Annotated in this window: 19 protein-coding genes; 1 reads left to right on the forward strand and 18 read right to left on the reverse strand. The window is 70.5% G+C overall.

Features of this window, described 5'->3' with window-relative positions; genetic code table 11:
• Positions 1–46: 46 nt before the first annotated feature.
• The 12 genes from ACIQPR_RS36935 to proS all read right to left on the reverse strand — a co-directional run bounded on the left by ACIQPR_RS36935 (position 47) and on the right by proS (position 9,397).
• Positions 47–586: an NUDIX hydrolase gene (locus ACIQPR_RS36935; RefSeq protein WP_403657664.1), complete on the reverse strand. Its 540-nt coding sequence runs from the start codon at positions 584–586 to the stop codon at positions 47–49.
• A complete protein-coding gene (gene lepB, locus ACIQPR_RS36940) occupies positions 576–1,355 on the reverse strand; it encodes a signal peptidase I (RefSeq protein WP_403657667.1) in 780 nt (259 codons plus the stop codon). Before lepB (ACIQPR_RS36940) ends, ACIQPR_RS36935 begins: the two co-directional genes overlap by 11 nt.
• A gap of 78 nt (positions 1,356–1,433) precedes the next feature.
• Positions 1,434–2,408: a signal peptidase I gene (gene lepB / locus ACIQPR_RS36945; protein WP_403657670.1), complete on the reverse strand. Its 975-nt coding sequence runs from the start codon at positions 2,406–2,408 to the stop codon at positions 1,434–1,436.
• On the reverse strand, positions 2,296–3,408 hold the full coding sequence (lepB, locus tag ACIQPR_RS36950) for a signal peptidase I (protein WP_403657672.1): 1,113 nt from the start codon (positions 3,406–3,408) through the stop codon (positions 2,296–2,298). The genes lepB (ACIQPR_RS36945) and lepB (ACIQPR_RS36950) overlap by 113 nt, the downstream gene beginning before the upstream one ends.
• Complete coding sequence (gene lepB, locus ACIQPR_RS36955; protein ID WP_403657675.1) at positions 3,401–4,117, reverse strand: signal peptidase I; 717 nt, start codon at positions 4,115–4,117, stop codon at positions 3,401–3,403. Before lepB (ACIQPR_RS36955) ends, lepB (ACIQPR_RS36950) begins: the two co-directional genes overlap by 8 nt.
• A 45-nt stretch (positions 4,118–4,162) precedes the next feature.
• Complete coding sequence (gene rplS, locus ACIQPR_RS36960) at positions 4,163–4,513, reverse strand: 50S ribosomal protein L19 (protein ID WP_403657678.1); 351 nt, start codon at positions 4,511–4,513, stop codon at positions 4,163–4,165.
• A 133-nt stretch (positions 4,514–4,646) separates the two neighbouring features.
• Positions 4,647–5,480 carry a tRNA (guanosine(37)-N1)-methyltransferase TrmD gene (gene trmD, locus ACIQPR_RS36965; RefSeq protein ID WP_403657681.1) on the reverse strand — a complete coding sequence of 278 codons (834 nt, stop codon included), beginning with the start codon at positions 5,478–5,480 and terminating at the stop codon, positions 4,647–4,649.
• On the reverse strand, positions 5,480–6,037 hold the full coding sequence (rimM, locus tag ACIQPR_RS36970; RefSeq protein ID WP_403657684.1) for a ribosome maturation factor RimM: 558 nt from the start codon (positions 6,035–6,037) through the stop codon (positions 5,480–5,482). Before rimM ends, trmD begins: the two co-directional genes overlap by 1 nt.
• A gap of 139 nt (positions 6,038–6,176) precedes the next feature.
• Positions 6,177–6,416, reverse strand: a complete 240-nt coding sequence (locus ACIQPR_RS36975; RefSeq protein ID WP_005479813.1) for an RNA-binding protein — start codon at positions 6,414–6,416, stop codon at positions 6,177–6,179.
• A gap of 2 nt (positions 6,417–6,418) precedes the next feature.
• Entirely contained in the window at positions 6,419–6,838 is a 420-nt protein-coding gene (rpsP, locus tag ACIQPR_RS36980) for a 30S ribosomal protein S16 (protein ID WP_403657687.1), read from the reverse strand.
• 286 nt (positions 6,839–7,124) lie between these two features.
• On the reverse strand, positions 7,125–7,721 hold the full coding sequence (locus tag ACIQPR_RS36985) for a hypothetical protein (RefSeq protein ID WP_019068763.1): 597 nt from the start codon (positions 7,719–7,721) through the stop codon (positions 7,125–7,127).
• 260 nt (positions 7,722–7,981) lie between these two features.
• Positions 7,982–9,397: a proline--tRNA ligase gene (proS, locus tag ACIQPR_RS36990; RefSeq protein ID WP_403657690.1), complete on the reverse strand. Its 1,416-nt coding sequence runs from the start codon at positions 9,395–9,397 to the stop codon at positions 7,982–7,984.
• A 201-nt stretch (positions 9,398–9,598) separates the two neighbouring features.
• Here proS and ACIQPR_RS36995 point away from each other — a divergent pair, with 201 nt between their 5' ends.
• The gene (locus tag ACIQPR_RS36995) at positions 9,599–10,456 is read left to right on the forward strand and encodes an SAM-dependent methyltransferase (protein WP_403657693.1); all 858 of its coding nucleotides are present in this window, start codon (positions 9,599–9,601) and stop codon (positions 10,454–10,456) included.
• 6 nt (positions 10,457–10,462) lie between these two features.
• Here ACIQPR_RS36995 and ftsH read toward each other — a convergent pair whose 3' ends face one another.
• The 6 genes from ftsH to ACIQPR_RS37025 all read right to left on the reverse strand — a co-directional run bounded on the left by ftsH (position 10,463) and on the right by ACIQPR_RS37025 (position 18,661).
• On the reverse strand, positions 10,463–12,400 hold the full coding sequence (gene ftsH, locus ACIQPR_RS37000) for an ATP-dependent zinc metalloprotease FtsH (protein ID WP_403657696.1): 1,938 nt from the start codon (positions 12,398–12,400) through the stop codon (positions 10,463–10,465).
• Between the two features lie 74 nt (positions 12,401–12,474).
• Positions 12,475–14,028, reverse strand: coding sequence for a signal recognition particle protein (gene ffh, locus ACIQPR_RS37005; protein ID WP_403657699.1), 1,554 nt, complete (start codon positions 14,026–14,028; stop codon positions 12,475–12,477).
• Positions 14,029–14,109: 81 nt separating this feature from the next.
• Complete coding sequence (locus ACIQPR_RS37010; RefSeq protein WP_403657702.1) at positions 14,110–16,560, reverse strand: [protein-PII] uridylyltransferase; 2,451 nt, start codon at positions 16,558–16,560, stop codon at positions 14,110–14,112.
• Between the two features lie 25 nt (positions 16,561–16,585).
• Positions 16,586–16,924, reverse strand: coding sequence for a P-II family nitrogen regulator (locus ACIQPR_RS37015; RefSeq protein WP_003997576.1), 339 nt, complete (start codon positions 16,922–16,924; stop codon positions 16,586–16,588).
• On the reverse strand, positions 16,921–18,255 hold the full coding sequence (locus tag ACIQPR_RS37020) for an ammonium transporter (RefSeq protein ID WP_403657705.1): 1,335 nt from the start codon (positions 18,253–18,255) through the stop codon (positions 16,921–16,923). The genes ACIQPR_RS37015 and ACIQPR_RS37020 overlap by 4 nt, the downstream gene beginning before the upstream one ends.
• Positions 18,256–18,412: 157 nt before the next feature.
• On the reverse strand, positions 18,413–18,661 hold the full coding sequence (locus ACIQPR_RS37025; RefSeq protein ID WP_403657708.1) for a hypothetical protein: 249 nt from the start codon (positions 18,659–18,661) through the stop codon (positions 18,413–18,415).
• Positions 18,662–18,791 lie beyond the last annotated feature (130 nt).

Consider the following 18,791-nt stretch of genomic DNA (forward strand, 5'->3'; position numbering starts at 1 on the left):
CCTTCAGCCGTGCGATCCCACCATTGTGCGCCAGTCCCGTGCGCCCCTAGACGATTTCCGTGTCAAGGGTCACCGGCCCGGCCGGGGGCCCTTCGTCGATCAGCCTGCGGAGCAGCTCGGCGAGTCTGGTCGGGTACACCGTCTCATGCGCCCGCTCCAGTTCCCGGCACGTCCACCAACGCGCTCCGGAGACGCTGCGCCGCTCCAGTTCGGTGAGGGCCGTGGCGCCGGGCACCCCCTCGGCCGTCACGGAGGTCCTGGCCAGGAAGTACCACTCGTCCTGGTCCCAGCGGCGGCCCGCGAACGGGAAGGAGCAGGTCCGGGTCCACAGCACCGGCCCGAGCTCCACCCGGGTGATCCCGGTCTCCTCCGCGAGCTCCCGCAGCGCGGCCTCCTCGCGGCTCTCGTCGCCCTCCAGGCCGCCGCCCGGCGTGAACCACCAGTCGTCGGCCGGATCGTCCGGCTCGTGGCCGTGCAGCAGCAGGACGCGATCCTGCGGGTCGAGGAGGATCACCCGGGCGACCCTGCGCAGCCCGCCCTCGTAGGAGTCTCCGTAGGAGCCCTCCTCGGTGGCCTCAGCGGGCACCGGCGGGCTCCGTCCGGGTCCGGGTGCGGCGGCCGGCCAGCAGTTTGGCGACGGGGCCGTAGGCGCCGCCGCCGAGGACGAGCACCCCGCCCGCGACGATCAGGGCGACGATCGTGCGCAGCGGACCGGGGTGGGACAAGGAGCCGAGTTCCTCGAAGCCGGTCGGGCGGCTCAGCATGCCCTTCATGGGCCATACGACGGCGTCCACGCGGGCGTTGACGGCGCTGCTGGCGACGGTGCCGCTGGCGACGTCCGTGAGGTGGGCGCTGGAGTCCAGGGAGCCCTGGCGCTCGTCGCCGAGCAGGAACAGCCGGCCCTTGGGGACCTTCACGGTCGGGATCGTCTTGTCCTCGACGGCGCCGCCCTTGAGGTAACCCTCGTCGATCTCCTTGCCGTTGACGACGAGCTTGCCGTTCGTGCAGCAGGAGACGGTGTCGCCGCCGACGGCCACCACGCGCTTGACCACGGGCGCGTTCGTCACCCACGACTTGTCCGTGAAGACGACGACATCGCCCCGGCGCACCTCGCCGCCGTCGATGCGCTGCGCCAGCACCCGGTCGCCCATGTCGATGGTCGGTGTCATCGAGCTGGTGGGCACCGTGTACGGCCGGTAGACGACCGCTCCCCAGCCGAATCCGCCGAGGAACAGCACAAGGCCCAGTGCGACGGCCAGTCCGGACAACCGCTGTCCGGTCCGGCTGCCCACCGGGCCCTTGCCAGTGCCACCGCCGGTACGCGGGGCCGTACGTGTTGCGCTCTCGCCACCCATGGGTCCGCACCCTACCCGGCGGTACCGAGGGTGGTCAGCCCTTCCTCCGGGAGCGGGGTCACAAGCTCTACAAGGCCTTTACCCGACCTTGGCGGACCGCCTGCGGCGCCACAGCGCCAGCGGCAGCACACCGACGAGCGCGAGGCCCTCCGGTGCGGCCGTGAGCAGCCGGGACGCGGACGCCCGGGTGTTGATGCCGGTCTGGTCGAAGGTGTCCGGGATCGGCAGCGTGCCCCAGCGGTTGATGGGCCAGGCCTTGACGATCGCGCGGCCGACGACATCCTTGACCGGGACCATGCCGTGGTTCTTGTCGGACTGGTTGTATCGCGAGTCCCGCGAGTTCTGCCGGTGGTCGCCCATGACCCAGATGTCGCCCTTGGGGACCTTGACGGTGAACTGGCCGCCCTGGTCGTCGTTGGTGCACGGGGTGTTGCCCGGGTAGACGTACGGCTCGTTCAACGCCTTGCCGTTGACCGTCAGCGGGCCGGTGCCACTGCACGAGACCGTGTCGCCGCCGACGCCGATGACCCGCTTGATCAGGTCCTTCTCCTGGGCGGACGGCATCAGGCCGATCCAGCTGAGCACCGTCTGGAGGGCGTTGGGGTTCGCCGCCGGCTCACCCGCCAGCCAGTCGGCCGGGTCGTGGAAGACGACGACCTCGCCGCGCTTCGGCTCGGAGCCGAACCACGGGGTGAGCTTGTCGACCAGGACGCGGTCACCCTGCTGGAGGGTGTTCTGCATCGAGTCCGAGGGGATCGAGAACGCCTGCACCAGGAAGGTCTTGATCAGCAGCGCCAGGACGAGCGCGATGACGATCAGGATCGGCAGCTCCTTCCAGAAGGAGCGCGGCTTCTTCACCGGCGGGGCCGAGTCGCCCGACCCCACCTCCTCGGTGCGGGTCGCCTCTCCCGCCGCCGTACCGTCCTCGTCCGCTCCGGCGTCACTCCCGGAGGTCACGGCGCTGTCCGCGGCCGGGACGGGTGCTTCCACGGGATGTCCCTGGTGCTCCTCGCCGTCGTGTCCGGACCGTGCGCCAACCGCCACATCCCCCACGCCAACTCCTTACTCTGTGCCGCCGCCTGCCCCATCCTCGGCGCAGGCCCACCACTCCCATAACGAGCGGGAGTTCCGCAGGGCTCGGGAGTTGGACCGATCCGTTCGGATCGACCGGGGCAACCCTATGCGACAGTTCGGGACCGGCGGTCGTCCCCGACACGGAGTTGGAAACCGATGCGAAGGTTTTAGGTTCGTTCAGGCTGGTCCAGTGGCCCATCGGCCAGGCGATCACCTTGGCCCGCCCCACCACCGAGGTGAGCGCCACCGTGCCGCCGTAGCTGGTGTTCTGGTGGGCCCGGGAGTCGGCCGAGTTGCCCCGGTGGTCGCCCATCACCCAGAGCCGGCCCTTGGGGACGGTGATGTCGAACGGCGTCTCGGACGGCGCGTTACCGGGATACAGGTAGTCGGCCTCGGTCAAGGGGACTCCGTTGACGGTCACCCGCCCTTGCGAGTCGCAGCACTTGACGCGGTCGCCGCCGACGCCGATGACCCGCTTGATGAGGTCCTTCTCGTTGTCGGACGGCAGCAGGCCGATGAACTGGAGGCCTTCCTTGACCTGCTTGATCACCACGGGGTCGTTCTTCTTGGTGGTCTGCTCGTCCGCGAGCCAGCCGCCCGGGTCGTGGAAGACGACGACGTCGCCGCGCTTGGGCTCGGAGCCGAACCATGGCGTGAACTTGTCGACCAGGACCCGGTCGCCGATCCGGATCGTCTGCTCCATGGAGCCCGACGGGATCACGAACGCCTGGACGAGGAAGGTCTTCAGGACCAGGGCTATGAGGACCGCGACGCCCACCAGGAGGGGTATCTCACGGACCGCGCCGCGCCTGCGCCGCCGCTTGACCTTGCGCTGCAACTTGCGCCGGTCGGCCCGGCTGCGGCCGGCGCCCCCGGCCGGGGCCAGCGCGCCCGCGCGCCGGAAGCCGGTCGGCAGCAGGTTCTCGTTCCCGAAGTTGCCGCCCGGTGCCGCGCCGCGCGGTTTGCCGCGGTTACCCATGGGCGCCGTCCGCGGCGGGTACCCGCGCGTAGGCACCGGGTCGGACGAGGTGGGTCCAGTGCCCGGCGGGCCAGACGATCCAATCGGCCCGTCCGATGACGTCACCAACGGGAATCATGCCTCCGCCCGGATCGCCCAGGTGATCCCGGGAGTCGCTTGAGTCGCTGCGGTGGTCACCGAGGACGAACAGGGTGCCGGAGGGCACGACCACGTCGAACGGGACGCTGGACGGGGAGTCCCCGGGGTACAGGAACGCCGTCTCGTCGACCGACCGCCCGTTCACCTGGAGCCTCCCCTTCTTGTCGCAGCAGACCACGCGGTCTCCCCCCACACCCACAACGCGCTTGATGTAGTCGGCGTCCCCGAAGTAGCCGGTGCCGTCGAACACAACGATGTCCCCGCGGCTCGGACGGGCACCAAAACGGTACGCCAACTTATTTACGAGAACGCGGTCGCCGATCCTCAATCCGGATTCCATGGATCCGCTGGGAATCTGGAAAGGCTGGACCAAGAAGGTGTTGAGCAGCAGCGGAAACACCAGACAGATCAGGGCAGTCAGGGTGATCCGGCCGCCGGGCAGCCACTCGACGAACCGCGACAGCAACGCGAAACGCGACCGTTCCTCCGGTCCTCCTGCGTCCGAGGGGTCCTCGGGGCGGGAAGGGCGGGAGGAGCGGTCGCGCTCCGTCGGCTGTGCTTCGGTGTCCATCGGAGCCAGATATTATCCGGCCCCCATAAGAACCCCGTAGGGCGACTAGTTGTCGCGCTTCTCCTTGATCTTCGCGGCCTTGCCGCGCAGGTCACGGAGGTAGTAGAGCTTGGCGCGGCGGACGTCACCACGGGTCACGAGCTCGATCTTCTCGACGATCGGGGTGTGCACCGGGAAGGTGCGCTCGACGCCGACGGAGAACGAGACCTTGCGGACCGTGAAGGTCTCGCGGACACCGGCGCCCTGGCGACGGATGACAACGCCCTTGAACTGCTGCACACGGGAGCGGCTGCCCTCGATGACGCGGACGTGGACGTTGACGGTGTCACCCGGGCGGAAGGCCGGGATGTCGGTGCGCAGCGAGGCGCCGTCGACGATGTCGAGCAGGTGGGACATTTCGTCTGCTTTCTTCGCCGATGCCACAGGTCATCAGCGGGAGCTGGGTTTTCGGAAGGAAGCTGTCCGTGCCGGGGCGGGCGTCGTGTCCCCCTGTGGCAGGGGCGCACGCCGGACGACGCACAACAGCGGTCTATTCTTCCACGCCGTCCGGCCTGCGCCAAAATCGGCCGTACGGCTCCCCCTCGGGGTCCGGGGCCCAGCCCAGGATGGAGAGCATCTCGCGGTCCTTCTTGTCGAAGGCCTTGGGTTCGCAGCGCTCGATCAGGTCGGGCCGGTGGGCGGCCGTGCGCTTGAGCGCCTCGTCGCGCCGCCAGCGGGCGATCCGGCTGTGGTGGCCGCTGAGCAGCACGTCCGGGATCTCCCGGCCGCGCCAGGCGGGCGGCTTGGTGTAGATCGGCCCCTCCAGGAGGTTGGCCATGGCCCCGGGCGCGAAGGAGTCGTCGCGGTGGGACTCGGCGTTGCCCAGGACGCCCGGCAGGAGGCGGGCCACGGCTTCCGTGACGACCAGGACGGCCGCTTCGCCGCCGGCGAGCACGTAGTCGCCGATGGACACCTCGTAGACGGGCATCCGGGTCGCGTACTCGTCGATCACCCGGCGGTCGATGCCCTCGTAGCGGGCGGGTGTGAAGACCAGCCAGGGGCGCTCGGAGAGCTGGACGGCGAGTTCCTGGGTGAAGGGCCGGCCGCTGGGCGTGGGCACGACGAGTGCGGGGGTGCCGGAGCCCGTCTCGTAGCCGTCGGCCAGAACGGAGTCCAGGGCGTCGCCCCAGGGCTCGGTCTTCATGACCATGCCGGGGCCGCCGCCGTAGGGGGTGTCGTCGACCGTGTTGTGGCGGTCGTACGTCCAGGAGCGCAGATCATGCACGTGCACATTCAGCTGTCCACGCGCGCGTGCCTTGCCGACGAGGGAGACGTTCAGCGGTTCGAGGTACTCGGGGAAGATCGTGACGACGTCGAGCCGCATCACGCCTCCTCCTCGGAGTCGGTCTCCTTGGAGGACACGATCTCCGCGCGGTCGTCGATCAGCCCGGGCGGCGGGTCGATGACCGCGCGCTGTTCTTCAAGGTCGATCTCGACGACGATCGACTCGACGAACGGGATCATGACCTCGCTGCCGTCGGGACGCTCGACGATGAAGAGGTCCTGGGAGGGCAGATGGGAGATCTCGGTGATCCGGCCGACCTCGGTGCCGTCCTGGGTGACGACGTCCAGGTCCATGAGCTGGTGGTCGTAGTACTCGTCCTCCTCCTCGGGCAGTTCCGCCGGGTCGACCTCGGCGATCAGGAGGGTGTTGCGCAGGGCCTCGGCGCCGGTGCGGTCGCTCACGCCCGCGAAGCGCAGCAGGAGGCGTCCGCTGTGGACCCGGCCGGTCTCGATGGTCAGGGGACCGGTGGCGGCGGGTTCCGTGGCCAGGACGGCTCCGGGGGCGAGCCTGAGTTCCGGCTCGTCGGTGCGTACCTCGACGGTGACCTCGCCCTTGATGCCGTGGGCACGGCCGATGCGAGCGACTACCAGCTGCACTGTGCTTGCTCTCCTGTAGTACGACGGGGACGAGGTGGTGCGACGGGCACGAGGTGGTGCGACGAGCGCGGGCCCATACGACAACGGGCCGGGGACGGCCCGAAGGCCCTCCCCGGCCCCTGCCGGTTCGCGATGAACGTCAGCGGACGTGGTCCACGTCGACGAGGTCGACGCGGACGCCCCGGCCGCCGATGGCGCCCACGACGGTGCGCAGCGCGCGAGCGGTGCGGCCGTTGCGGCCGATCACCTTGCCGAGGTCGTCGGGGTGCACCCGGACCTCCAGCACGCGCCCGCGACGCAGGTCGCGCGAGGCGACCTGCACATCGTCGGGGTTGTCGACGATGCCCTTCACGAGGTGCTCAAGAGCCTCCTCAAGCACGCTCAGGCCTCAGTCGACTCGGACTCGGCGGCAGCCTCGTCCTTCTTCTCAGCCTTCTTCTTCTGCGTGATGGCCTCGCCCTTGCCCGAGTCGTCGCCACCGAGGGCGTCGAAGACGGGGCGCGCGGCCTTCGGCTCGGCCACGAGCAGCGGAGCCGGGGCCGGCAGGCCCTTGAACTTCTGCCAGTCGCCGGTGAGCTTCAGGATGGCGAGGACGGGCTCGGTCGGCTGCGCGCCGACACCCAGCCAGTACTGCGCGCGGTCGGTGTCGACCTCGATGCGCGAGGGGTTCTGCACCGGGTGGTACAGACCGATCTCCTCGATGGCCCGGCCGTCACGGCGGGTACGGGAGTCGGCGACGACGATGCGGTAGTGAGGCGAACGGATCTTGCCCAGACGCTTCAGCTTGATCTTGACTGCCACGGGAGTGGGTTCTCCTGGTTTTGACGTGGTTGGGCACGGCGGACGGCCGCGTGGGGTTGCGGTACCCGAGTGCCCGATGGACGCGTCAGCCGGAGGCGAGAGGGTTCCTGTGCGGCTGTCGAGTACAGCTAGCCATTGTGCCACACCCTGGCGGTTCGCCCGACCGGGGAGCATGCCCCCGCATGCTCCCGGCCATGCGGAAGCGACACCCGGCGCCGGGAGGTGACCGGCGCGGGTGTACGCAACCCGGCCCTGCGGGATGCGGCTGCCACGAGCAGCCGCGCCCTCAGGCCGCGCCCACGACCTCCGGGATGCGGAAGGGCTTGCCGCAGCCCCCGCACACGATCGGCGCCTGGGCCAGCACCGACGGGACGACCCGCACGTTACGACCGCAGTCGCACACCGCCTTGACGCGGACCCCGCCACCGGACGAGCCGTGCCGGGCGGCCGGGCCGCGGAAGGTGCGGGAGGTGTCCGCCGAGGTGGCGACGGTGTGGGCCTTCAGTGCGCGCTGGAGACGCTCCATCGTCGGCCGGTAGCGCCGCTTGGCCTCGGGGTTGAGCTGGACCAGCGAGAAACCGCTGCTGGGATGCGGTTCGTCGGGGTGGTCCAGACCCAGTTCCTCGGCGATCGCGAGGAATCTGCGGTTGTGGTACCGGCCGGCACGGGACGTGTCGCGCACGCCGCGCGCGGCGGCGATGCCATGGACTGCCTCATGGAGCAGTCGCTCGAAGGAGAGTTCGTGTCCGCAGGCGGACGACGACTCTCCGATCAGGGACTCGGGCGCGGCCAGATCGGGCAGTTCGGGGTGGTACCGCTGAATGTCGGCCCACGCCTCTGCCAGCTCTGCGGCGAGAACAGGTGGTGTCTGTGTCGTGCTCACGTAATGACAACGAGCCGGAGTGCCCCTGTGTTCCGATTCCGGGGCATCCCAAATAATTTGCACGTACCCGTCAGTTGCCGCTGATGCGTCCTGACGAGGGCGGGTGCGCTGATCTGCGGAGAAGCCTCACAGCTCATACCAAGGTGGTGCGTAGTCATCCGTACGACCCGGCGCGTAGACGCTGTCCGCGCGCCGGGGGAGCCGTCCTCCGCCGTTGCGCAAGAGGCCTTTCGGTCGCTCTGCCGCCGGAGGCCGCCGCCTCAGTAGGCGCGCGCGACGATCGCGACGTTACCGGGTGCCTTGTCGGCGTCCGGTACCGACCCGTCCTCGCCGACGAGACAGCGTACGGTCACGGCGTGCTCGGCCAGCTCGGCCTCACCCTCTTCGCCGAGGGCCGCCCAGGGGATGCGCGCCCAGCCGCCGCCGGTCACGGCCTCGACGGCCTCCGCGATCGTGGACACCTCGGAGGTGCGGGACTCGCGCCGCTCGCGGGACTGGGTCAGCAGCAGCGCCTGGTCCTCCTCAAGGATGACGGGAAGCCGCTCCACGAGGGAGTCGATCGCCACCGGCTCCTTGCCCCCCGGGATGCGGCGGGCCAGCATCGCGGTGCCGTTCTCCAGGTCACGGGGCCCGATCTCGATCCGTACCGGTACGCCCTTGAGCTCCCAGTCGACGGCCCGGCGCCCGAAGGGGATGTCCGTGCGGTCGTCGACGCGGACGCGGACGCCCGCCGCCTTCAGCCGGGCCCCGAGCTCGCGGACCTTGGCCAGAACCGCCTCGTCGCCCTTGATGGCGAGGACGACGGCCTGGATGTGCGCCAGCCGCGGCGGCACCCGGAGCCCGTCGTCGTCGCCGTGCATCATCACCAGGGCGCCGATCATGCGGGTGGTGGAGCCCCAGGAGGTCTGCCAGACGAGTTCCTGCTTGCCCTCCTTGGAGAGGTACTGCGTGCTGAAGGCCTTGGCGAAGTTCTGGCCCAGCTCGTGGCTGGTCGCCATCTGGAGCGCCTTGCCGTCGCCCATCATCCCTTCCAGGGTGAGGGTGTTGATCGCGCCCGCGAACCGCTCCTTCTCCGTCTTGCGGCCCGGTACGACGTCCATCGCGAGGACGTTCACCATGAAGTCCTGGTAGACCTCGCGGTGGATGTGCGCGGCGAAGTCGCGCGCCTCCTCGTAGGTCGCGTGCGCCGTGTGGCCCTCCTGCCACAGGAACTCGCTCGTGCGGAGGAAGAGCCGGGGGCGCAGCTCCCAACGGACCACGTTCGCCCACTGGTTGATCAGCAGGGGCAGGTCGCGGTAGCTCTGCACCCACTTCGAGAAGTACTCGTTGATGATCATCTCGGAGGTGGGCCGGACGACCGCGGGCTCCTCCAGCTCCTTGCCGCCGCCGTGCGTGACCACGGCCAGCTCGGGCGCGAAGCCCTCCACGTGGTCGGCCTCGCGAGCCAGGTAGGACTGCGGGATCAGCAGCGGGAAGTACGCGTTCTCGGTGCCCGTCTCCTTGATCCGGGCGTCCATCTCGGCCTGCATCCGCTCCCAGATGCCGTACCCGTACGGTCGGATGACCATGGAGCCGCGCACCGGACCGTTGTCGGCCAGCTCGGCCTTGCTGATCAGATCCTGGTACCAGCGGGGGAAATCGTCCGCCCGGGGAGTGAGTACGGGTGCCTTCGCCATGGCGCGATGGTACGGGCCCACGTTGCCGTCGTGTGAATTCTCGCCACTCCCACAGAGAAGCCACAAGCCGGGCCCCACAACCTCTGGACGCCGTCGCGGGCGCGGAGTTTGCTGGCTTACGGGGGAAGTGCGAGCGCACATCACGGGGGCCTCGGAAACGGGCAGCAAGACCACAACTCTCGGCGGATTGGGGCGCTTTCGATGACACCTACGCTCGTGCGGCACCCCCTGTCCCATACGGGGCCCGCGCCCCGTGTGGACCTGGGTGCACGCGCGCGTGACTGGTCCGAGATCCAGGAGCGGATGCTGGTACCGCTCTACGAAGCCGTCTACGAGCGACTCGAAGTGGGGTCCGGCACCCGGCTGCTCGGCCTCGGCTGCGGCTCCGGGCTCGCCCTGCTGATGGCGGCCTCCAGAGGCGCGTCGGTCACCGGAGTCGAGCGCTCCTCCCCCGAACGGCTGGCCCTCGCCCGGGAACGGCTGCTGCCGGACCCGTGGTCGCCCCACGCGCGCACGCACACCCGGCTCGTCTACGGCTCTCCCAGGGACGCGGCCGACGCGGAGACGGCCGCGTACACCCTGGTGACCGCCTTCGAGCCCATCGGATGTCTCGCGGGCGACGCGGAGGGCCTGGGTGAACTGCTCGCGTCCGCCGTGCCGTCGACCGGACACAGCACCCCGGTGGTCCTGGCCGGCTGGGGTCCGCCGGAGCGCTGCGCCACGTCGTCGGTGCTGCGGCTGGCCGCCAGGATGGCGGATCCGCTGCGCGGCGCGGGCAGTTGGCGCCCCGCCCTCCGCGACGACCTGGAGGAGGTCGCCCAGCGCGCCGGGCTCCGGCCCGACGGCTCCGGGCGGGTGTCGTGCCCCTTCGGGTACGCCGATGTGGAGAGCGCCGTACGAGGGCTGCTGTCGACGGGGCTCTTCGACGCGGCGATCGTGGCGACCGACCAGGTGCAGGTGGAGAAGGAGTTGGCGGAAGCGCTGCATCCGTATCGGCGGCAGGACGGGACGGTATGGATGCCGAACGTCTTCCGGTATGTGATCGCGCGTACGACCTGAGGACGACTACGGCTCGTCCTTGAAGAGGCGTGTGACGCCCGCGATGCGGTACGCGTCCGTCTCCTCCAGCGTCTCGTTCTCCAGGAGGGCTTCGGCGAGCGCGTCCAACTGGCCGCGGTGGTCGCGGAGTTTGCGGCAGGCCTCGTCGTAGCACTCGTCCACGATGCGGCGCATCTCGCCGTCGATCACGTCCAGGGTCTGCGGCGCGGCGGCGAGGCCGTAGGCCTGCTGGGCGTCGTTCGGGAGGGCGGAGAGGCGGCCGACGCGCTCGCTCATGCCCCAGCGGGCGACCATCCCGCGCGCGATGTTGGTGACCTGTTCGAGGTCGCTCTCGGCGCCGGTGGTGATCACTCCGTAGACGACCTGTTCCGCGGCCATGCCGCCGAGGGCGCCGATGATCCGGCCGCGCAGGTACTCCTCGGTGTACGCGTACTTGTCGGAGTCCGGCGTCGAGAGCGTCACGCCGAGTGCCCTCCCGCGCGGGACGATGGTGATCTTGCGGACCGGGTCGGCGCCGGGCTGGAGCATGCCGAGGAGGGCGTGGCCGCTCTCGTGGTAGGCGGTGCGCCGGCGCTCCTCCTCGGGCATCACCAGCGGGCGTTCGGCGCCCAGTTGGACCTTCTCCAGGGCCTCCGAGAGGTCGGACTGCGTGACCTCGCTCTGCTTGCGCTTGACGGCGAGGAGGGCGGCCTCGTTGGCGAGGTTGGCGAGTTCCGCGCCGGTCATGCCCGGGGTCGTGCGGGCGACCTGGGCGAGGTTCACGTCCTTCGCGAGCGGGATCTGCCGGGTGTGGATCTCCAGGATCGCCTCGCGGCCACCGCGGTCGGGCGGCGAGACGACGACCACCCGGTCGAAGCGGCCGGGGCGGGTGAGCGCCGGGTCGAGGACGTCGGCGCGGTTGGTGGCCGCGATGACGATGACGCCCTCGGAGCCGGAGAAGCCGTCCATCTCGGTGAGGATCTGGTTGAGGGTCTGCTCGCGCTCGTCGTGACCGCCCATTCCCGAACCGCCGCCGCGTGCGCGGCCGATGGTGTCGATCTCGTCGATGAAGATGATCGAGGGGGCCACCTTGCGGGCCTCCGCGAAGAGTTCCCGCACACGGGAGGCGCCGACACCGACGATCATCTCGATGAACTCGGAGGCCGAGGCCGAGAAGAACGGCACCCCCGCCTCCCCCGCGACCGCCCGCGCGAGCAGTGTCTTGCCGGTGCCGGGCGGGCCCGCGAGGAGCACGCCCCGGGGCATCTTGGCGCCCATCTTGCGGTAGTCGTCGGGGTTCTTGAGGAAGTCGACGACGTCGTTCAGCTCGCCCTCGACCTCGTCGATGCCGGCGACGTCCTCGAAGGTGGTGCGCTGCTTGCCGGGCTCCAGCTCGACGGGTTTCGGCGGGGCCTTGCGGCCGAGCATGCCGCCCGCGCCGCCGAGTCCCGAGCTCATCCGCCGCGCGATGACGATCCACAGGACGACCAGGAGCAGCATCGGGGCCAGCGAGATCAGGAGATTGGCCAGAAAACTACGGTGTTGTACGACCGGTTCCGCCGTGACCGTGACGTCGTGCTTGGTCAGGTCCTCCCAGAGCTGGTCGTCCGCGAAGGTCGGCCGCTCGGTGTCGAACTTGGTGTACTTGCCGCCGCCGTCCGGGTTGTCCTGGGCCTTCTTGAGCTGGCCCTGGATCGCGTTGCCCTTGGCGTAGATCTTGGTGACGTTGCCCGCGTCGACCTGCTTGCTGAACTCCGTGTAGGAGATCGTCGGCTCGTCGCCCTCGTTGAAGAAGGAGAGGATGAGGTTGGCGACGAGGTACACGACCAGCGCGGTCAGGACCAGACTCCACCAGCCGCCGCGCATCTTCTTCCCGCCCGGCGACGGCTTCGGGGGCTCGTCAGGGGTGCCTTCGGTACGCCAAGGCTGGTCGGGGGACTTGCGCGGCGGCGCAGGGTTGGCCATATCGGGACGTTACGACATGGGCCGACCCTTGGCATGCGCAGCGGGTGAACTCAGGGCGTGGGCCCTGTGAAGGCTCAGCCCATGAACTTCTTGAACTCGTCCGGCAGCTCGAAGTCCTGACCGCCCTGCTCGGGCAGCCCGAACGCGTTGCCGCCCTGAGCGGCACCGGCCTCGCGGCGGCGGGCCTCCTCCAGCTCCTGCTGCTTGCGCTTCATCGGGTTGCCGGAACGCTGCTTGCCCTTGGCCTGCTTGGGCTGCTTCTTCGTACGGCCCGGGCCGCCGCCCATGCCCGGCATCCCCGGCATGCCGGGCATCCCGCCGCCCTGAGCCATCCGGGACATCATCTTGCGGGCCTCGAAGAACCGCTCGACCAGCCCCTTCACGGCGCTGACCTCGACACCGGAGCCCTTGGCGATACGGGCGCGGCGCGAGCCGTTGATGATGGTCGGCTCGGCGCGCTCGGCCGGGGTCATCGACTTGATGATCGCGGCCGTGCGGTCGACGTCCCGCTCGTCCAGGTTGTTGATCTGGTCCTTGATCTGCCCCATCCCGGGCAGCATGCCGAGCAGCTTGCTGATGCTGCCCATCTTCCTGACCTGCTCCATCTGGGACAGGAAGTCGTCGAGGGTGAAGTCCTGGCCCTTCTTGGACGCCAGCTTCGAGGCCATCTTCTCGGCCTCTTCTTGGCTGAACGTCTTCTCCGCCTGCTCGATCAGGGTGAGCAGGTCACCCATGTCGAGGATGCGGGAGGCCATCCGGTCCGGGTGGAAGGCGTCGAAGTCCTCCAGCTTCTCGCCGTTCGACGCGAACATGATCGGCTTGCCGGTGACCGAGGCGATCGACAGGGCCGCGCCGCCGCGGGCGTCGCCGTCGAGCTTGGAGAGCACCACGCCGTCGAAGCCGACGCCGTCGCGGAAGGACTCGGCGGTGTTGACCGCGTCCTGGCCGATCATGGCGTCGACGACGAAGAGGATCTCGTCCGGCGACACGGCGTCCCGGATGTCCGCGGCCTGCCGCATCAGCTCCTGGTCGATGCCGAGGCGGCCCGCGGTGTCCACGATCACGATGTCGTGGACCTTGGACTTGGCGAACTCGATGGAGTCCTTGGAGACCTTGACCGGGTCCCCGACGCCGTTGCCCGGCTCGGGCGCGTAGACCGCGACACCGGCGCGCTCGGCGACGACGCTCAGCTGGTTCACCGCGTTGGGGCGCTGGAGGTCGGCGGCGACGAGCAGCGGCGAGTGCCCCTGGTCCTTGAGCCACTTGCCGAGCTTGCCCGCGAGGGTCGTCTTGCCGGCGCCCTGGAGACCCGCGAGCATGATCACGGTCGGCGGGTTCTTGGCGAAGCGCAGCCTGCGGGTCTCGCCGCCGAGGATCGTGACGAGTTCCTCGTTGACGATCTTCAGGACCTGCTGGGCCGGGTTCAGCGCCTTGTTGACGTCGGCACCGAGGGCCCGCTCCTTGACGCTCTTGATGAACGCGCGGACGACCGGCAGGGCCACGTCCGCTTCGAGGAGGGCGATCCGGATCTCGCGTGCGGTGGCGTCGATGTCCGCCTCGGAGAGCCGTCCCTTGCCGCGCAGGTTCTTGAAAGTGGCTGAGAGGCGATCAGAGAGAGTATCGAACACGGCGCTCGCGGTCCTCGGGGTCGGTGGCTGTTGGGGAATCGCCCTCCAGGGTATCCCGGTCGCACAAGACCGGGTCACGGGTCAGGCCCGCAGGGTTTCCTCCAGTTTGCGGGCGACCGCGGTGGCCTCGTCGCCCGGCAGGGGCGCGCCCTCCGCACCCGTCACATAGAAGGCGTCCACCGCGTTCGACCCGAGCGTGCTGACGTGCATGCTCCGGACCCGTACCTTCGCCTCGTCCAGGGCCCGGCCGATCCGGTGCAGGAGGCCGGGCGCGTCGTGGGCGCGGACCTCGATGACCGTGGCGTGCCGGGAGGCGGCCGGGGCGACCGTCACGCGGGCCGCCGGTGCCACGACGCCCCGGCGGCGCGGGTATGCCGCGTCCCGCTCCGCCAGCCGTCCGGCGATGTCCAGCGAGCCGTCCAGGGCTCGTACCAGATCGGCGCGCAGCCGGGCCGCCTGGGGCAGGGAGCCGTACTCGGCGGCGACCCGCCAGTTGAGCAGCAGGACCGAGCCGTCCACGCCGGCCGGGAGGTCCAGCGCGCGCAGTTCGGCCGTGCGGACCGTCAGGCGGTGCATCGCCAGGACGCCCGCCACCGCCGGGAGCACGCCCGGCTGGTCCGGTACGGCGATGAGGAGTTCCACGCCGAGGGGTTCGGGGTCGCCGGAGGGTTCGTCCTCGGACGGGGGTTCGGTCTGCGCGCGCAGCGCCAGCACCGGGCCGCCCGTGGCCACCGCCTCGATCGCGAGGCGTTCCTGCTCCGCCGTGGCCGCGCCCGCCTCGGGCTCCTCGGGGGCGTCCCCGGTGAGGACGGCGGCGACCCGCTTCACCAGTTCGGTGACGAGGGAGGACCGCCAGGACGACCAGGCGGCCGGTCCGGTGGCGAGCGCGTCCGCCTCGGTCAGCGCGTGCAGCAGCTCCAGCGTGCCCGTCGTGCCGACCGCCTCGGCGACCGAGCGGACCGTCGCCGGGTCCTCCAGGTCGCGCCGGGTGGCCGTGTCGACGAGGAGGAGGTGATGGCGTACGAGGGTGGCGAGCACGGCGACGTCCCCGCGGTCGAAGCCGATGCGCGCGGCCACGTCCTTGGCGATGATCTCGCCGGCCACCGAGTGGTCGCCGGGCCAGCCCTTGCCGATGTCGTGCAGCAGCGCGGCGACCAGCAGGAGGTCGGGGCGGCTGACGCGGCGGGTGAACTCCGAGGCGCGGACGGCGGTTTCGATGAGGTGCCGGTCCACGGTCCAGATGTGCACGGCGTTGCGCTGCGGCCGGCAGCGCACCCGCTCCCAGTCGGGCAGCAGGCGGGTGATCAGGCCCTCCGCCTCCAGCGCCTCCCACACCTCGACCGTGGGCCGGCCGGAGCCGAGCAGCGTCACGAGCTGTTCGCGGGCCTCGGCGGGCCAGGGCGTGGGCAGCGGGCGGGTGGTGGTCGCCATGCGCCGTACGGCGTGCAGGGAGAGCGGGAGTCCGGCCTGCGCGGCGGCAGCGGCGGCGCGCAGCGGCAGGACGGGGTCGCGTTCGGGGCGGGCGGCGCGGGCGAGCACCACCTCGCCGTCCTGCTCGACGACGCCTTCGGCGAGCGGGGAGCGTTCGGTGGCGGGTTTGGCGCCCCCGCCGAGCATGGCGCGCAGCCTCGGCCGTACCGCACGGGACCGCAGCACGCGGCCCACCTCGCGCCAGGTGACGTCACTGGCGTACGACACGACGCGGGCGGCCTCGTAGACCTGGCGCAGCAGGGTGTCCGCGTCGAGCAGGCCGAGTTCGGCGGCGACCTGGTCCTGTTCCTGGAGGGCGAGCCGGTCGGTGGCGCGGCCGGTGGTGAGGTGCAGGGCGTCACGGACGTCGAGGAGGGCGCGGCGGGCGTCGGCGAGGCCCTCGCGCGGGGCGTCGGCGAGCCAGGAGGCCGCTACGGCGCGCAGCGCGGTGGCGTCGCGGAGGCCGCCGCGGGCCTCCTTGAGGTCGGGTTCGAGGAGGTACTGCAACTCGCCCTGGCGCTCGGCGCGTTCGGCGCAGAGTTCCTGGAGTTCGGGGAGGCGTTTGGGGGCCTGGTTGCGCCAGTCGGCGAGGACGGCGGTGCGCAGGGAGGCGGTCAGGCCGAGGTCGCCGGCGATGTGGCGGGCGTCGAGCAGGCCGAGCTGGACCTTGAGGTCCTCGCCTGCGGTCCTGCGGGCCTCGGCGGGGGTGCGGACGGAGTGGTCGAGGGCGAGGCCGAGGTCCCAGACCGGGTACCAGATGCGGTCGGCGAGCGCGGCGACCGCGCCGGAGTCGCCGCCGTCGTGCAGCAGGAGCAGGTCGAGGTCGCTGCGCGGGGAGAGTTCACCGCGGCCGTAGCCGCCGACGGCCACCAGGGAGACGCCCTTGAGGGCTTCGTTGCCGGCGGCGAAGAGGCCGGTGAGCCATTCGTCGGTCAGTTCGGCGAGGGCGGCACGGCGCGGCGGCCCGGACCGCGCCCCCTCGGTGAGGAGGCGCAGCCGGGCCGCCGCGTAGCCGCTGGGTCCGGAGTCCTCTGCATCCTTGCGCACGTCCGTACTCGTCACCCAGCGACTCCTGTTCGTTTCCTTTTTAGAGCGCGTCCGGTCCGCGCTCGCCGGTCCTGACCCGGACGGCCGTCTCGACCGGGAGGGACCAGACCTTGCCGTCACCGATCTTGCCGGTGCGGGCGGCCTTGACGATCACGTCGATCAGCTGCTCGGCGTCGTCGTCCTCGGCGAGCACCTCGATGCGGATCTTGGGGACGAGGTCGACCGTGTACTCGGCGCCCCGGTAGACCTCGGTGTGTCCCCGCTGACGACCGTAGCCGCTCGCTTCGGTGACCGTCAGACCGTGGACCCCGAAGGCCTGGAGGGCTTCCTTGATCTCGTCGAGCCGGTGGGGCTTCACGACGGCGGTGATGAGCTTCATGCGTCCACCTTCTTCGTCTCCGTGGCGGTGGCCAGGGAGCTGCTGCCGAGGCCGCCGCCGGCCCCGCTGAAGTCGTATGCGGTCTCGGCGTGCTCCGCCTGGTCGATGCCGGCGACCTCTTCGTCCTCGGTGACCCGCATGCCGATGGTCTTGTCGAGGAGGAAGGCGAGGATCGCGGAGGCGACCAGGGAGTAGGCGAGGACCGCGCCGACACCGGCGAACTGCTTCCACAGCTGGGTGAAGGAGTGGTCGCCGTAGAAGACGCCGGTCGCGGTGGACTGGCCCTTGCCGGTGGCGAAGAAGCCGATGAGCAGGGAGCCGAGGATACCGCCGACCATGTGGACGCCGACGACGTCGAGGGAGTCGTCGAAGCCGAACTTGTACTTGAGGCCGACGGCCGCGGCACAGCCGACACCGGCGATGGCGCCGACCGCGATGGCGCCGAGCGGGGAGATCGCGCCGCCCGAGGGGGTGATGGCGACCAGACCGGCGACGGCGCCGGAGGCGGCACCGAGCGTGGTGAAGGCGCCGTGGCGGATCTTCTCGTAGGCGAGCCAGGCGAGCATGGCGGCGGCGGTGGCGACCTGGGTGTTGACGAACATCAGCGCGCCGACGCCGTCGTCGTTGCCGAGCCAGGAACCGGCGTTGAAGCCGAACCAGCCGAACCACAGGAGACCGGCACCGAGCATGACCAGCGGGAGGCTGTGCGGGCGCATGGGGTCACGCTTGAAGCCGACGCGCTTGCCGATGACCAGGATGACGCCGAGGGCGCCGGCACCGGCGTTGATGTGGACCGCGGTACCACCGGCGAAGTCGATCACACCGAGCTTGAAGGCCCAGCCGTCGGCGCCCCACACCCAGTGGGCGACCGGGACGTAGACGACGGTCAGCCACAGGGCGACGAAGAGGGACCAGGCCGAGAACTTCACGCGGTCGGCGATGGCACCGCTTATCAGGGCCGGGGTGATGACGGCGAACATCATCTGGAAGACCATGAAGACGAAGATCGGGATGGTGTAGCCGGGCCACAGGTCCGTCAGGCCGACATCGCTCATGCCCAGCCAGTGGGAGTCGTAGCCGATGAAGCCGTTGCTGGAGCCGAAGGCGAGCGAGAAGCCGTAGAGCACCCACAGGATGGTGACGATCCCGATGCTGATGAAGCTCATCATCAGCATGTTCAGGGTGCTCTTGACGCGGACCATGCCGCCGTAGAAGAAGGCGAGTCCCGGTGTCATGAGCAACACCAGGGCGGAACAGATGAGCATGAAGCCTGTGTTCGCGGAGGACAGTTTGGGTGCCTCCGCGGCAAGCGTGATGGCGGCTGATGCCATCGGCGTCTCCTCGTCGGTTGTACGGCCCCGTGCGGGCGAAGCCTGGATGCGGTCCGGTCAAGGCGGGGGGTCCGGTTATGCGCCATGAGATTGGCGCAGCGCGGTTTCGGTCGAAGCCCCTCGTTGTTTCGCCGGAGTGACGAAGGCGCCGTACGTGTTACGCGTCGATGAACTGCCGGATCTCCGCCCGGGCGATCGTTATCGCCGCGCAACCTTCCCCGGCGGCGGGAAACCGGCGGCGGCCGAGGGCGCGGCGGTCCGGCGCGGGGGCGCCGGGGCTTGGGGTCCGGGCCCCTTCGGCGCTCTTCCGGGGCCCGGCCGGGGGCCGGTCGGCGGGGTCGGTGATTCCGGCCGCGCCACCGGCGCCGCGCACCACCGCGCGGACGGTCTTTCGAATACGAGTCACGGCGGGCCGGACGGTCCGGCGAGCGCCCGGCCCGCACCGCCGTACCGGCCGCGCCCGGCCGGCACACGCGCATGAAACCGGCCGCGGTCGGCCTTCCGATGACCTGGCATGGGGGAGCCGAGTCGGGCTG

Source organism: Streptomyces sp. NPDC091280 (assembly GCF_044768565.1).
In the GTDB taxonomy this organism is placed as follows: Bacteria; Actinomycetota; Actinomycetes; order Streptomycetales; family Streptomycetaceae; genus Streptomyces.